Annotated in this window: 13 protein-coding genes; 10 read left to right on the top strand and 3 right to left on the bottom strand. The window is 53.2% G+C overall.

Features of this window, described 5'->3' with window-relative positions:
* Positions 1-308: 308 nt before the first annotated feature.
* From selA to ACNKIB_RS12155, 3 genes are all read left to right on the top strand, one after another.
* Positions 309-1,721, top strand: a complete 1,413-nt coding sequence (gene selA / locus ACNKIB_RS12165; protein WP_417910830.1) for an L-seryl-tRNA(Sec) selenium transferase — start codon at positions 309-311, stop codon at positions 1,719-1,721.
* Positions 1,722-1,811: 90 nt separating this feature from the next.
* Positions 1,812-2,045: a hypothetical protein gene (locus tag ACNKIB_RS12160; protein ID WP_417910829.1), complete on the top strand. Its 234-nt coding sequence runs from the start codon at positions 1,812-1,814 to the stop codon at positions 2,043-2,045.
* Positions 2,042-2,431 (top strand): type II toxin-antitoxin system VapC family toxin, encoded by a 390-nt coding sequence (locus ACNKIB_RS12155; RefSeq protein WP_417910828.1) that lies wholly within the window; start codon positions 2,042-2,044, stop codon positions 2,429-2,431. The genes ACNKIB_RS12160 and ACNKIB_RS12155 overlap by 4 nt, the downstream gene beginning before the upstream one ends.
* Before the next feature lie 138 nt (positions 2,432-2,569).
* Here the strand turns inward: ACNKIB_RS12155 and ACNKIB_RS12150 are convergent, their stop codons facing one another.
* Positions 2,570-2,833 carry a hypothetical protein gene (locus tag ACNKIB_RS12150; protein WP_417910827.1) on the bottom strand — a complete coding sequence of 88 codons (264 nt, stop codon included), beginning with the start codon at positions 2,831-2,833 and terminating at the stop codon, positions 2,570-2,572.
* A 195-nt stretch (positions 2,834-3,028) separates the two neighbouring features.
* Between ACNKIB_RS12150 and ACNKIB_RS12145 the strand changes: the two genes are divergently transcribed.
* The 3 genes from ACNKIB_RS12145 (at position 3,029) to ACNKIB_RS12135 (ending at position 7,339) form a co-directional block, all read left to right on the top strand.
* Complete coding sequence (locus tag ACNKIB_RS12145; RefSeq protein ID WP_417910826.1) at positions 3,029-5,401, top strand: COR domain-containing protein; 2,373 nt, start codon at positions 3,029-3,031, stop codon at positions 5,399-5,401.
* A 162-nt stretch (positions 5,402-5,563) separates the two neighbouring features.
* On the top strand, positions 5,564-6,238 hold the full coding sequence (locus tag ACNKIB_RS12140) for a TIGR00730 family Rossman fold protein (RefSeq protein WP_417910825.1): 675 nt from the start codon (positions 5,564-5,566) through the stop codon (positions 6,236-6,238).
* Positions 6,239-6,256: 18 nt separating this feature from the next.
* The gene (locus ACNKIB_RS12135; protein ID WP_417910824.1) at positions 6,257-7,339 is read left to right on the top strand and encodes a type IV pilus twitching motility protein PilT; all 1,083 of its coding nucleotides are present in this window, start codon (positions 6,257-6,259) and stop codon (positions 7,337-7,339) included.
* A gap of 36 nt (positions 7,340-7,375) precedes the next feature.
* Here the strand turns inward: ACNKIB_RS12135 and ACNKIB_RS12130 are convergent, their stop codons facing one another.
* Entirely contained in the window at positions 7,376-8,209 is an 834-nt protein-coding gene (locus ACNKIB_RS12130; RefSeq protein ID WP_417910823.1) for a hypothetical protein, read from the bottom strand.
* Positions 8,210-8,350: 141 nt separating this feature from the next.
* On the opposite strand from ACNKIB_RS12130, the gene ACNKIB_RS12125 reads away from it, so the two are divergent.
* Positions 8,351-8,779, top strand: coding sequence for a hypothetical protein (locus ACNKIB_RS12125; RefSeq protein ID WP_417910822.1), 429 nt, complete (start codon positions 8,351-8,353; stop codon positions 8,777-8,779).
* Here ACNKIB_RS12125 and ACNKIB_RS12120 read toward each other — a convergent pair.
* Positions 8,765-9,565, bottom strand: a complete 801-nt coding sequence (locus ACNKIB_RS12120) for a hypothetical protein (protein ID WP_417910821.1) — start codon at positions 9,563-9,565, stop codon at positions 8,765-8,767. The genes ACNKIB_RS12125 and ACNKIB_RS12120 overlap by 15 nt on opposite strands.
* Before the next feature lie 194 nt (positions 9,566-9,759).
* Here ACNKIB_RS12120 and lon point away from each other — a divergent pair, with 194 nt between their 5' ends.
* The 3 genes from lon (at position 9,760) to ACNKIB_RS12105 (ending at position 14,454) form a co-directional block, all read left to right on the top strand.
* The gene (gene lon / locus ACNKIB_RS12115) at positions 9,760-12,135 is read left to right on the top strand and encodes an endopeptidase La (protein ID WP_417910834.1); all 2,376 of its coding nucleotides are present in this window, start codon (positions 9,760-9,762) and stop codon (positions 12,133-12,135) included.
* A 90-nt stretch (positions 12,136-12,225) separates the two neighbouring features.
* Entirely contained in the window at positions 12,226-12,402 is a 177-nt protein-coding gene (locus ACNKIB_RS12110; RefSeq protein ID WP_417910820.1) for a hypothetical protein, read from the top strand.
* Positions 12,403-12,576: 174 nt separating this feature from the next.
* A complete protein-coding gene (locus ACNKIB_RS12105) occupies positions 12,577-14,454 on the top strand; it encodes a bifunctional homocysteine S-methyltransferase/methylenetetrahydrofolate reductase (protein ID WP_417910819.1) in 1,878 nt (625 codons plus the stop codon).
* The last annotated feature ends 8 nt before the right edge of the window (positions 14,455-14,462 follow it).

Raw genomic sequence — 14,462 nt, 5'->3', positions numbered from 1 at the left:
TTTCGACCGTCAAGAACTTTTTTATTTTTTCTTTCGGGCTGCTTTTTCATCGTCTCGGCTTCAGCTTTCAGCCTCAGTACCACCGGCGACGAGGCACGAATATACAGGACTCGTTCCCTAACGTCAAGCGATTTTTTACCTAAGGGGAAATTTTTCTGCGGCACCTGTTCAACCCGCCTGATTCTGGGCAGTTGATCGTTTCCGATTGCCTTCGCGTCGAGTTCTGGCGTACAATGAACCTGCTAAAAATCTACCAAAACTATCTGAGATACCTCTATGTTCTGTCCTTTTGCGTCTGCTTACAAATCATGCACAAGCTGCTGCGCCAAATCCCAAGCGTTGACGAGTGCCTTCTCGCGCTTCTTCACGATGAAATCCTAGCGGAAATTCCGGCGGGATTGCTGAAAAAAGGCATCCGCGTAGTCCTTGAAGCGCAGCGGCAGGAAATTCTTTCCGGCAAAGAAATTGCTGCGGATGCGCTGACTCTGCCTGTACTCCTCAGCCAGATCAAAGCGGCGATACTGGCCTTGAATCAACCGCGATTCCGCCGGGTCATCAACGCCACTGGGGTTATCATCCACACTAACCTAGGCCGCTCGGTTTTGCCGGAATCTGCCGCGCTGGTGCTGGCGCAGGCCGCAATCAATTACTCTAATTTAGAGTTTGATCTGGCTGCTGGCAAGCGCGGCAGCCGTTACGCCTTGGTTGAAGAACTGCTTTGCGAACTCAGCGGGGCCGAGGCTGCTTTAGTGGTCAACAACAATGCGGCGGCGGTACTGATTGCCCTCGACACCTTGGCCAAGGGCAAGGAAGCAATCGTTTCACGGGGGCAATTGGTGGAAATCGGCGGCTCCTTCCGCATTCCAGAAGTCATGGCCCGCAGCGGGGCCAAGCTGGTGGAGGTCGGCGCAACCAACCGCACCCATCTGAAGGATTATCAGCAGGCTATCAATGCTGAAACTGGCCTTTTGCTCAAGGTGCACACCAGCAATTACCGGATTATCGGCTTTACCAGTGCGGTCAGCAATGAGGAGCTGGTGCAGCTCGGCCATGAACACAACCTGCCAGTGATGGAAGATCTCGGCTCCGGCTGTTTGGTTGATCTCAGCCCCTTTGGTTTGGAAAAAGAACCGACTGTGCAGGAGGTTGTTGCCTCTGGCGTGGATGTTGTCACCTTTAGCGGCGATAAACTGCTGGGCGGACCGCAGGCTGGCATTATTCTCGGCAAGCGCGAAATTATTGAGCAGATCAAAAAAAATCCGCTCAACCGTGCTCTGCGCATCGACAAATTCACCTTAGCCAGTCTGGAGGCGGTGCTGCGGCTGTACCGCGATCCCATAACAGTCTGCGAGCGCATTCCCACCTTGCAGATGATCTCCGCGCCGCTTGCGTTGGTTGGACAACGGGCCGAGCAATTAGTTGCGTTGCTGCAAGAGCGCATCAGCAAATTCTGCGCAGTGCAGACAGTGGATACGCTGGCGCAAGTCGGCGGCGGAGCCATGCCTGAGCAGCATCTTGCCAGCCGAGGTGTGGAGTTGCGTCCTTCGTTCATGCGGGTCAGCAGGCTGGAAAAGGAACTGCGCAGCCTTGCGGTGCCAGTCATTGGCCGGATTGAGGATGACCGCCTGCTTTTGGACATGCGGACAGTGAGAGAGGATGAGCTGATATTGATTGCCGAGGGCTTGGAGCAAATTTTTCAGCGTGGCGGCGAAGCCTTGTAAAAGAAGACGCACTCTGCCGAGGCTCGAATGATGGACGGAATGCAGCACGAAAGATATGCTTGAAGAACAGACCATACTGGAGGGAAAAATATGCAAGCTCTGGAAATGCGGGCAGAAGTGACAAGAGATCGTGAGCTGCGCCTGAAACTTCCTTATGACATACAGCGCGGCACAGTCAGAGTGATTGTGCTGTATGAACAGGCGGAACAGCATGAATCAATACCAACCAAACGGCAGTTTGGTCAATTTAAAGGCAGGATAGATATCCGAGAAGATTTTGATGATGCGTTGCCGGATATATTCTGGTCAGGTGATGCCGCATGAAATTGCTCTTGGACACACATATTTTCCTCTGGCTGAATTCGGAACCTGAGAAAATACCTCCGGCTGCTTACGATGCCTGTTGCGATCCGCATAACCAGCTCTATTTGAGCCATGTTTCCCCTTGGGAAATCCAGATCAAGCAGCAGTTGGGCAAACTTCAGCTCAGGGCGGCACTGCCGGAGTTGATCGAAATGCAGGCCAGAGAGAACGGACTGAACATGCTGCCGATAGAATTATCCCATATCTATGACCTCAGCCAGTTGCCTTGTCATCATAACGATCCGTTTGACCGCCTGCTCATTGCGCAGGCCCGGATTGAATCAATGGTGCTGGTTACTGTTGACCGTAAAATTAGTCTCTATGATGTTGAAGTGCTTTCATCCTGATCTGCTTTGAAAAAGAGAGCGGCGTGGTTTTTCCGGTGAATAGTTGCCGGGAGTGCTGAACGGCAGGGGCAGGAAAAGGGCCGCCCGGTCTGTTGTCATGCAGGGAAAATCTATCTCCTCATCCTCCCCGCCTATCTTTTAATAGGAAAAATATATGAGCAGACAGGCGCGGCCTGTTTCCTCGTATATTTTTTGGATGAGAAAATAGGAAAAATAGATGAGAAAGTCTAAAAAATATACTTCCAGATAGAAGAAATACACCTTTTGCCAACGGGCTGGTGCAAGGCCATGCCCGCCGTGTGATAGCCGATGCCCGCGCAGGGGCAGTTTGCGAACCGCCCGCACCACCCAGCTAAACAACTTGCCATGAACGAGAAAGAAATAGAAAAAGAATTGGAACAACTGCCTGAAGAATGGGCGGCTATCTTTGCAGCTCGTATCGCCACGCAATGTCTACCGACATTACTCCCCGAGAAAAGTTTTGAAGATCGTCATTATTTATCGTTAAACGATAACGAAAAACAAAAAAGATTATTAGTTGCACTGCAAGTAAACGCAAAAACAGAATCTTATTTCATTAAAATACTGCCTTATTTCTTGCTTATATTAGAATACCGTGAAAATACCACCGTATTTTATTTTAAAAGAATAACTCTTTTATCAAACGATATATCTTATTGGTATAATGAGTCTATTAGACGTTTTCAGCAAGCAACATTACATGTAGCCAATGAGCTAATCTTTCTCAAAAAACACCTCAACTCCGGCAAAACACCTGCCGACTATCTTTATCAACCCCTCTACGCTTCCCAGTCACAAGAATGGCTTCAGCGCGGGCAAAAATTCGTCCAAGTTCTCCGCGACTACGGCCACGGCTTTGACATCTGGGCTGACTGGTTCCAAGGCCGCATTGACGGAGTGCCTTCAAATAAAGAATTTCTTGAAGCAGTCGCTTATCTCCCGCAAGAAATCCTTGATCAAGAACCTACGCACATTCACGCCTATCTAAAAAGCCTCGGCAATTCTGCCGGTGCCCTCAACCGTGTCCGCGTCATCTTTCTTGGCTATGGCGAGGCGGGCAAGACCTCGCTCATCCGCGCTCTCAACGGCCTCGAAGTGGTTGCGGGCAAGGAGCAGATGACTCCGGGCATCGACATTTCCGACTGGAAGGTGCCGGGCACGGAAATCACCGCGCATTTCTGGGACTTCGGCGGGCAGGTCGTGGCCCACGCCACTCACCAGTTCTTTCTCCGCTCGCGCTGCCTCTACATCCTCCTCCTCGACGGCAGAACCGAAATCAACGCCAACGAGCAGGCCGAATACTGGCTGGAGCATGTGCGGGCTTTCGGCAGCAAGGCCCCGGTCATGCTGGTCGGCAACAAGGCCGATCTCTGCGCGGTCAACCTCGACATGGCCGCGCTCAAGGAGAAGCACGGCAACGTGCTGGATTTCTACCCGCTTTCCTGCACCAAATACCAAGAGGAATACGCCGCGCACTTTCAGCGGTTCCAAGCGGACTTGATCAAGCAGGTCGCGCAGCTTGGCGTGCATACTGTCCGCTTCGGCAAGGCACATCTCGCGGTTTTGGACGAGCTGACAAACCGTTCCAGCACAGAGTCTTTCCTCAAGAAAACCGCGTGGCTGGATTTGTGCCAAGGCAGCGGGCTGGCCGAGCAGGGCGACCTCAATCAGGCGTGGCTGCTCGACCTTTTCGACAAGCTCGGCGTGATTGTTCATTTCCCGAACATCGCCGCGTTGGACAGCTATATCCTCAATCCGCGCTGGCTGACCTACGGCGTTTATACTTTGCTGTATTCAAAGGAGGCGAAGGATAAAAAAGGCAGGCTGCGCGAGGCTGAGATTGTCCTCATTCTCAGCGCGGCGGAGGTGCGTGACAATCTTGACAATATCCTTCGCTATCCGCCCGACAAAGCGGCGATTGTCATTCAGGCGATGGAGCAGTTCAAGCTCTGTTTTCCCTGCCGCCATGAGCAGGAAATGTTCGTCATCCCGGCTTTGCTGGAATCCGACCAGCCGCAGCACGGTTTCGAGAAGCGCGGCAGCCTCGCCTTTGAGTTCAATTTCACTGGCTTCCTGCCCCGGCACATTATGCCCAACTTCATCGTGGGCCGCCATAAAGCAATTGTCGGTGAATTTGTCTGGCAGAACGGTGTAATATTAGAGAAAAAGGATGAAAGCGCAAAGGCGTTGGTTCAAGTTGATTATCACGACCGGAAATTGGCTCTATGGGTATACGGCAGGAAAGCAAATGAATATTTCAAAATCCTTTATGATGATATTAAAGAAATTCTTGATTTGATGCCTGAGCTGCGCTTCAGTGAATGGGTTATCGTGCCGGAGGAGAGCAGGATAGAAGATGGCCAGTTCCTCAATCGTCCTGACAAGCCGATCAAAGCGGATTTCCGGCAACTGCTGGCAATGGAAGACAAAGGCAGAACTGAATACGACTGCGAATACGGCACCTTTGATCTTGCCAAGATTTTGCAGATTATGCCGAGAGCGGCAAGGAAAGAGTATCAACGAGGAGATATAGTCATCCATAATCCAAAGGGGGATATCATGATCGGTGATCAGCCAGCTAAAAACGATAACAGCGTCTCAATTCAAGGTTCAACTGTTACCAGCAGCAACATAATTACAGCCCCGACGATCCAGAACAGCTTTAACACGGTGGCCCAATCTGCCGCTGAACCAGCCTTGAAATCTGAATTGGAACGCCTTTGCCAGCAAGTTGAGCAAATGCTCACCCAACTACCGGAAGAGAAGAAGGGAAATGTTACAAAAGATTTAGATGATTTAGTGAAAGAGACGACAAAGAAAGAGCCGGAAAAAAGAAGGTATCAATTCAGCGCGGAAGGCTTGATCGAAGCGGCAAAAGCCTGCGCTGGAATGACTGCTCCCGTGACAGCCACGGTCAAGGGCATTCTTGATCTGCTGAAAACAAGCTGATGTTGCCTTAGTCGCCTTGGCAGGGTTATTGTTCTATCTGATTACAAAGAAAATAAGAACAGATAAAGGCGGTTTGCAAACTGCCTTTACACCAAATTTCGGAATTATCCAATGCCGGGAAGAATTTTTTCTTCAGCATAACTCTTTCTCACAGGAGAATAAATGGCTTCAAAATGCAGCAAGATGGATCAGAAATACTGCCTCAATGATCTCAGCAAGGGCGACGCTTGGCGGCTGTTCAGGATTATCGCGGAATTCGTCGAGGGCTTTGACGCGCTGTCCACAGTCAGCCGTCCTTTAGTCACAGTTTTCGGCTCGGCCCGCACCCCGGAGGATCATCCCGATTACAAACTCACCCGCGAACTTGGCAGCAAGCTGGCCGACCACGGCTACGGCATTGTCACCGGAGGCGGCCCTGGCATCATGGAGGCGGCCAACCGGGGCGCGTCAGATGTCGGCGGCATGTCCATCGGCCTGAACATCGACCTGCCTTTTGAGCAGCAGGGCAATCCTTATGTCAACCTGCCCTTGGACTTCCGCTATTTTTTCGTGCGCAAAGTGATGTTCATCAAGTATTCTATGGCCTTCATCTGCCTGCCCGGCGGCTTCGGCACCTTGGACGAGCTGTTCGAGGCATTGACGCTGATTCAAACCCGTAAAATCAAACCCTTCCCGATCATCATGGTCGGCTCGGCCTTCTGGGGCGGGATGGTTGACTGGATCCGGCAGCAGCTGATCAGCAACGGCAAAATTGATGAGGAGGACATGCTGCTTTTCGAGGTCATGGACAATGTGGACGAAATCGTCAAATACATCCGCAAGACGGTGGTTTTCTAAGAAGAAGGAGAAAAAGGAATGGCACAGATTGACGCTTTTTTCAAGCTGATGAACGAGCAGGGGGCATCGGACCTGCACATGGTGTCCGGGCAGCAGCCGATCCTGCGCATACGCGGTGATGTCGAGCGGGTCAAATACAAACGGTTGGAGAACGACGAGCTGAAGGGTATGCTTTACGAGATATGCCCGGAGCCGAAAATCAAGCTCTTCGAGGAGACCGGCGACATTGACTTCGGCTACCACATCCCCGGCTTGGCCCGCTACCGCGCCAACTATTTCCAGCAGAAATACGGCATCGGCGCGGTGTTCCGGGAGATTCCCAGCACGATTCTTTCTTGCGAGCAGCTCGGCCTGCCCAAGGTCATCACTAAGCTGGCTGATCTGCCCAAGGGAATGGTGTTGGTCACTGGCCCGACTGGTTCTGGCAAGTCAACCACCTTGGCAGCGATCATCAACGAGATCAACGTCAATCACAGCAGCCACATCCTGACGGTTGAGGATCCGATAGAGTTCGTTCATGAAAGCAAGAAGTGCATCGTCAACCACCGCGAGGTAGGTACGCATACTCAGAGCTTCTCCGCTGCTCTGCGCGGTGCCTTGCGTGAAGATCCAGACGTGATTTTGGTCGGCGAGATGCGCGACTTAGAGACTATTGCTTTGGCAATGGAAGCGGCCATGACCGGCCACGTGGTCTTCGGCACCTTGCATACTATGAACGCGATGAAGACCGTTGACCGCATCATCGAGATCTTCCCCGCCAACCAGCAGGGGCAGGTGCGCTCAACCTTGGCCGACGCGCTCAAGGCAGTGGTTTCCCAGACCTTGTTTAAGCGTATTGATAAGAAAGGTCGCTGCGCCGCCTTGGAGATACTTATCTGCACCCCGGCGGTGCGCAACCTGATCCGCGAGGGCAAGACCTACCAGATTCCCTCGGCCATGCAAACGGGTAAGAAGTATGGCATGGCAACCTTGGACGATGCCATTGAGGATCTGCTGATCAAGCGGCAGATCGCGGCAGAGGATGCTTACACCAACTGCATCGAGAAACCCCGCTTCCTCAAGTACCTGAAGAAGCCGCCGTCGGATTTTACCGATATCTAGCAGGATGTTCCCTGATGGCTCCCTGCACAGGAGCTGTCAGGGCTGAGGTTCCAAGATGCCGATTACTGCTCCTTTGTCACTGCCTGCGGAGTCCTGCTGACAAACAGTACGATCAAAAAAATGCAGCGCTAGCCGACATCTCCCATGTTCTGCTATTGGATAATGCTGCTCCAGAAGAATATTCCAGGCATTCCGAGCAAAGGAAGATGGCAAGTCCACGAGGATATCAGTCGCAGCTGTCCGGAATGCTGCCCGTTTTGCAGAAAAATCACCATTAGCCACAACCGCAGGGAGCAACAGCTCAAGGACTGACTCTGATTTAGCGTTGCTGGCTTCTGTCAGAAGATCAAAGGCATCTCGGTCAGCGGTGACAAAGATGCTGCTAGCAGGCAAGGTTTGGCCGAAGGTAAGCAAATTCCGCCAGGCCTTAAGTCGCAGGCGCATTCGGCTGCTATCCGTCGCGCTGTTCGATTCCAACGGCGATGTGAGATCTTGATCATCGCGTAAAGTCTGAAACAGACTCTTTTCCCGGAGCGAAATCCGGTGCAGGCTCTGCCGGATATCTTCCTCCTGCCGCTCCACGATTTCGCCCAGCTTCAGTACTAGCCGAGCCTGCCAAAGGATATCAGCCCTCTCCTTATCATCAGCCTCTGTTCCGACCTTGCCAGCGATTTGCCGCCGCACTGCGCTGATAATTGCGTCCTTACTTTCCGCCTCTTTCCCGCCAATTCCGGCCAAGGAAAGCGCGGCGTAATCGCCAGGCCGCTGCTGCATTTCTTTGATCATCGAGAGAAAAAGTTCCCTGTCAGCACCTAGCGGCGCAGGGCAATGAAAACGGAGCAGCCCCTGCTCAAAAAGCTCGCCAGCCAACTGTGGCAGTTCGTTTCTACCAGGTAGGTCGTTTTCTATGGGTGCTATATAGACAGCTTCGGCAAAAAACTGTACAAGAGGAAACAGTATTTCGTCTTTGGGTAGGATATCGGGGAAAACGCAAACGCTCTGAGTATTCATATGAAAACAATGTATGAGAAGATCACCTTTGTCATTGCTGCCGCTGTGTATCTGTTTTTTCATCTGCGGGGCGGCAAGACTATTGGTGAGATAATGGCAGGCACGGTTATGCAGCTATTGACTACCGCGCCCTATTGCATCGGCTTTACGTATATTCTCACCCGGATGATCAGCTATCTGCACCACGGCAGAAAGCTAGCCTGGGATCGCGTGGCCCGCATTTTCTTTGCGGTTGGTATATTCTTTGGCTTTTTCTTCGCTCTTTATGAACATGCTGATCAGGCAGAAAAAGAGCAACTCAGACTGGAACAAAGGCCGAGTAGTCTGACTCAAGCAGCCTTGAGAAAACATGCCTACATGTTCTCAGAGGATATACAGGTTGCCTCCCTTAGGTGGGCGAGAGAGTACCTGTTATCACCGCAGCATTGACTTAGGTGAATGATAGCCAGACGGCGCAGTGGTATTCGGCATAAGCAGGCTGTCTTTGCCGAGCAAGGTGCCAGGGTTTGTGACGGAGTTGCAGCCAGTTTGCGACCGGTCGCCAAGAATCGCGCCAAGTTTACGCAAGCCGCTATCAAGTGCGCCGTTAGGTGTCTTGATCTGTACATTGCCGGGCAGAAAGCGGAGATTGGCGAACTTGGTGCCTGCGCCGAGATTGGCCTCATTGCCGAGAATGGAGTCGCCGAGATAGGCAAAATGGCCCGCCTTTGCGTCGTTGAGAAAGATGGAATGCTTAACCTCAGTAGTATGGCCGATAACGCAGCGTTTCCCTGTAAGGCAATAGCCCCGCACATAGGCTCCTTGCCGCACTTCGGTGTAGTCGTCGATTACTGCCGGATCCTTGATCAGTGCGCCGGATTCAATCAGCACACCTTTGCCCAGGCGAATTTGGTTGCCTAGCAGCACTGCCCCAGCCATAATCACTGAGGCTCCGGCCAGCTCCTTTCCATCAAGCGTGACCCGTAGCCCGCCTTTGAGCGTGTCACCCCAGGTGATGATACAGCTCTCGGCTTCCTGCAATATTCCCTCATGAAAAATCAAATGGCAAGGCAGAGGGATGCCGTCCTGTAGGCGTTTGTGGCGGAACGTGCCATAATCCAACCCATTCATGTACGCCTTCAGGTTTTTCAGCGCATCCCAAACATGGGTGCTGTCCTGAAATAGGGCGCGGTGCGTAAAGTCGCTTAGGTCAAAAAAAGAGAGGGGGGTAAGCATTGGATACCTCAATTCGATGTTTTTTGCCGCTGAGTGCTGTCCCGGCTTGACTTACTATAAGGTTATGTTTAAGTTCTTTCAACCATTGATGCAGCAAACTGCCGCAGGTCTATAGGCAGGGAGCGGGGTTTTGCTGATAATTTCCTGATCTCAGGAGGAAAAAATTGCAGAGTGACGATTCATTGTCCAGTAGCATGGACGATTTCGCGGATAACGTTCAGGACACGGATATCCCTGAAGAGCTGCCGATGATGGCAGTCCGCGATGTAGTGGTCTTCAACTACATGATCCTGCCGCTGTTTGTCGGAAGGCCTAGCTCGGTTTCCGCTGTCAACGAGGCCATGAGCGGCAACAAGATGCTGATGCTGGTCACGCAGAAGGATGTGGCCAGCGACAAGCCAGAGCCAGAAGAGCTGTACGAGGTGGGCATGGTGGTGCAGATCATGCGCAGTCTCAAGCTACCAGATGGCAGGCTGAAGGTGCTGGTACAGGCTCTGGCCAAGGCCCGGATCACGGACTGCAAGCAGAAGGAGCCACATTTCCGGGTTGGCATCACCTTGGTCGAAGAAGAGGAAACCGGCCCGGTCACAGTGGAGATCGAGGCCTTGATGCGCTTGGTGCGGGAGCAGACCGAGAAGATCATGTCCTTGCGGGGCATTCTCTCCGCTGATCTGATGGGCATTGTCAACAGCATTGAGGAGCCAGGCAGGTTGGCCGATTTGGTTGGCTCTAATCTTCGCCTCAAGGTAGGTGAGTCGCAGAAAATCCTGGAGACTGTGGATCCTCTAGAGCGGCTCCGCTTAGTGGCCAACCTGCTCAACAAAGAGCTGGAAGTGGCGGCAGTGCAGGCCAAGATTCAGTCCGATGCGCGCGAGGAGATGTCGAAGTCCCAGCGGGAATACTATCTGCGCGAGCAGATGCAGGCTCTGAAGAAAGAGCTGGGCGACGACGACTCCTATACTGAGGACATCGAGGAGCTGAACAAGAAAATCTCCAAGAAGAAACTGCCCAAGCACGCCCGCAAGGAAGCACTCAAGGAACTAAAGCGGCTGGAGATGATGCATCCAGATGCCTCGGAGGCCAACATCATCCGCACGTACATAGAGTGGATCATTGATCTGCCGTGGAAGAAGTCTTCGACTGATCTGCTCGATTTGGTGAAAGCGGCCAAGGTGCTGGACGAAGATCACTACGGCTTGGAAAAGGTCAAGGAGCGCATCCTGGAATTCCTCGCGGTGCGCAAGCTGAACACCGAGACCAAGGGACCGATTCTCTGTTTTGTCGGGCCGCCAGGCGTGGGCAAGACCTCTCTGGGCAAGGCAGTAGCGCGGGCAATGGGCCGCAAGTTCTACCGTCTCTCGTTGGGCGGAATGCGCGACGAGGCCGAGATTCGTGGCCACCGCCGCACCTACATCGGAGCGATGCCGGGCCGCATCTTGCAAGGATTGAAGAGCGCAGGTACGAACAACCCAGTCTTCATGATGGATGAGATCGACAAGATCGGCTCCGACTACCGGGGCGATCCCTCCTCAGCCCTGCTCGAAGTCCTCGACCCAGAGCAAAACAACACCTTTTCTGACCATTACATGAATATGCCCTTTGATCTCTCCAAGGTCATGTTCATTACCACGGCCAACCGCACGGATACCATCCCTGGCCCGCTGATGGATCGGATGGAAGTGATCGAAATTGCCGGTTACACTCAGGAGGAAAAGAAGGCTATTGCCCGCACCTATCTGCTGCCGCGCCAGACCAAGGAAAACGGTATCAAGCTGAATCAGGTCAAGATGGATGACAGCATTATTGACCTGATCATCAGCAGTTACACCGAAGAAGCCGGGGTGCGCAATCTGGAGCGCGAGCTAGGGCGGATATGCCGCAAGCTGGCCCGCAAGATTGCTGAGGGCGGCAAGGGGCCGTACAGCATCTCCAAGAACACAGTCGAGAAGTACCTCGGCCCGCCGAAGTATTTGCCTGATGCAGAACTGGACACGCTTGCCCAGCCGGGCTTGGCTATAGGCCTGGCGTGGACTTCCGTGGGTGGCGCATTGCTGCATATCGAGACCTCGATTGTGCCAGGCAAGGGCAGTCTGCTCCTCACTGGCAAGTTGGGCGAGGTGATGAAGGAGTCAGCACAGGCGGCCCTGACCTACTGCCGCAGCCGCAGCAGTGCCTTGGGTGTGGAGAAAGGCTATTTTGAATCGAGGGACATCCACATTCATGTGCCTGCCGGAGCCATCCCTAAAGACGGGCCGTCCGCCGGTATTACCATGACTGTGGCCCTTTGCTCGGCCATCACAGAGCAGAAGGTGCGGAAAGGCATTGCCATGACCGGCGAAGTGACCCTACGCGGGCGGGTATTACCCATTGGTGGCCTGAAGGAAAAGGCTTTGGCTGCGCTGCGGGCCGGGATCACTAAGGTCATCATCCCCAAGGACAACGAGAAAGACTTGGTGGAAATCCCAGAGGAGATGCGGCGGAAGCTCATCTTCTACCCGGTCAGCCACATGGACGAGGTGATCGAGCTGACGCTTGGCAGCTTCAAGAAGCCGGAACAGAAAGAGGCATAAACGGTTCTTCACAGGGGCGAAAAGTTTTCGCCCCTGCTTCTTTTCATCCAGTACGCCGTCATCAGGTTGCAGTGGTGAGTACATCGGCAGGTGTTCAACCAAGTTGGGGAAGAGTTTGGCTTGGTAAGAAAGGAGTTGGAGTCGGCAGAAAAGGAGTTTGGCCGAATAGAACTCCTTTCTTACTCGGCAGAATTCCTTTGCGGCTTGGCCAGACTCCTTTGCTACTCGGCAAAACTTCTTTCTGGCCGACTAGAACTCCTTTGTTAGTTGGCAAAACTCCTCTGTTGCCAAGCCAAACTCCTTGGCAAACGAGCAAGAAAGGAATATTAACTGAGGGGTATGGAACCAATGCTGCCTCAAGAGCAACCTGCTGGCAGATGGCAGCAAGCGGTCTCATTGTTCAAATTATCCTATTAAGTTACCTAGCTGCGGCCTGAAGACATGAAGCCTGATTTCCTCGAATATATCCATGACCACGTGGTGCTCGGCGACGGTGCGCTTGGCTCCTATCTCTTTGAGCAGGGAGTGGAGCGAGGCCGCAATCTTGACCTGCTGAATGTGCAGGCTCCAGAAATCGTCTTAGCGGCCCACGAGGAGTATATCCGGGCAGGCAGTCAGCTGATCGAGACCAACACTTTTGGGGCCAACTGGTTCAAGCTGCGCGAGGCAGGAGAGCGCGTCCAGGAGATCAATCGCCTCGGTGCGGAGATTGCAGTCAAGGCTGCTGGCCAGCACATTTATGTGGCTGGCTCAGTTGGGCCGAGCGGCATTGCCTTTCCTTTGCATGAAGAGGAAGGGGTGAGAGATGCGATTCGCGATTGCTTCCGCGAGCAGGTGCTAGGATTAGCTGAAGGCGGAGTTGATTTGCTGATCATCGAGACTTTCTCCAGCTTGGAGGAAATCCTGCTCGCCATTGCCGCAGCCCGGAGCGCAGCCCCGCAGCTCCCAGTGGTTGCCCAGATGGTTTTTCCGGCTAAAGGGCTAACTGTACTCGGTGAGGACGCGCTCTACTGCGGGCAGCAGATGCGAGCAGCTGGGGCAGTCCTGGTTGGTACGAACTGCGGGCGCGGTGTCGATGCTACTGTGCAGGCCGTAGCAAAAATGTCGCCCTTGGCTGCGGAGGGTACACCGCTTTCCGCCTTCCCGAACGCGGGTTTACCAGAGATACTCGGAGGCCGGATGATCTACCCGGCCCAGCCTGGCTATATGGCAGTGCGGGCCAAGGAGATGCTGCGCAGCGGAGTGCATCTGATTGGCGGTTGCTGCGGTACGCAGCCTGCCCATATCCAGGAGTTCCGCTCAGTATTGAAGATTAAGCCGGTGCGGGTGCAGGTTTTAGGAGGTATGGAGCCAAGGAATGAGGAGCCAGCCGTAGTGCCTGCTCCTGCCAAACAAGGCGGCTTCCTCGACTCCCTTCAACCAGGCCGATTGCCGATTATCGTTGAACTAGATCCACCAGCCCACTTAGATGTGGAGCCGGTCTTGCAAGGTGCAGCAAAGCTGGCCCTAGCAGGGGCTGATGCCATCTCCCTTGGTGAGAACCCTTTAGCTGTATTACGAGCTGGCAATCTGAGTATGGCTGCTTTAATCCGGCAGCGCACTGGTATTCAAACCATTCTGCATCAGACAGGCAGGGATGTGAATGCCCTTGGTCTGCAATCCCGAATGATGGATGCACATCTGCTTGGTATCGAAGCCGTTCTGGCTGTATCGGGTGATTCTGCGGCAGGTACAGATCAACCAGGGGTTACTGGCGTGTTTGATCTCCGTTCCTATGGCCTCATTACCATGCTGGATGGTCTTAACCGAGGTTTCAGCATGGCTGGACAATCCTTACGGCAGCAGACCAATTTCTCTATTGGAGCTGCTTTTAGCTTTCGTCCTGCTGACCCAGAAGTCCAGTTGCGGCGTTTAGAAAAGAAGGCGGAGCTGGGAGCACGCTTTGCCATGACCCAACCGCTCTTTTCTGCTGAAGCAGTGGAACAGATGCTGGAGCATGTGCGGCATCTTGAGATCCTGGTCTTTCCAGGGATCTTTCCTCTCATCTCAGCCAGAAATGCTGAGTTCCTCCATAACGAAGTACCAGGCATCTCAGTGCCGCAGGAGCTACGCAGTCGCCTGGCACAGTTCAGCCAAGTTGCTGATCAACGTAAAGTGGCCCTGGAATACACTGCCAGCCTAGTTGCTCAAATTGCTCCCATGATTGATGGCCTGTATATTATCAGTCCACTCAACAAATGGGAAATCGCCCTGGAGTTTGTTGCCCAAGCCCGTCAAGCCGGATGGCAAGGAAGTGGTCGGGCCAAACAGCATTCTTAACTTCATCA

The organism is Candidatus Electronema sp. PJ (assembly GCF_048287395.1).
Taxonomy (GTDB): domain Bacteria; phylum Desulfobacterota; class Desulfobulbia; order Desulfobulbales; family Desulfobulbaceae; genus Electronema.
The sequence above is the reverse complement of the archived record's forward strand: the minus strand, read 5'-3'. Positions and strand labels throughout refer to the sequence as shown.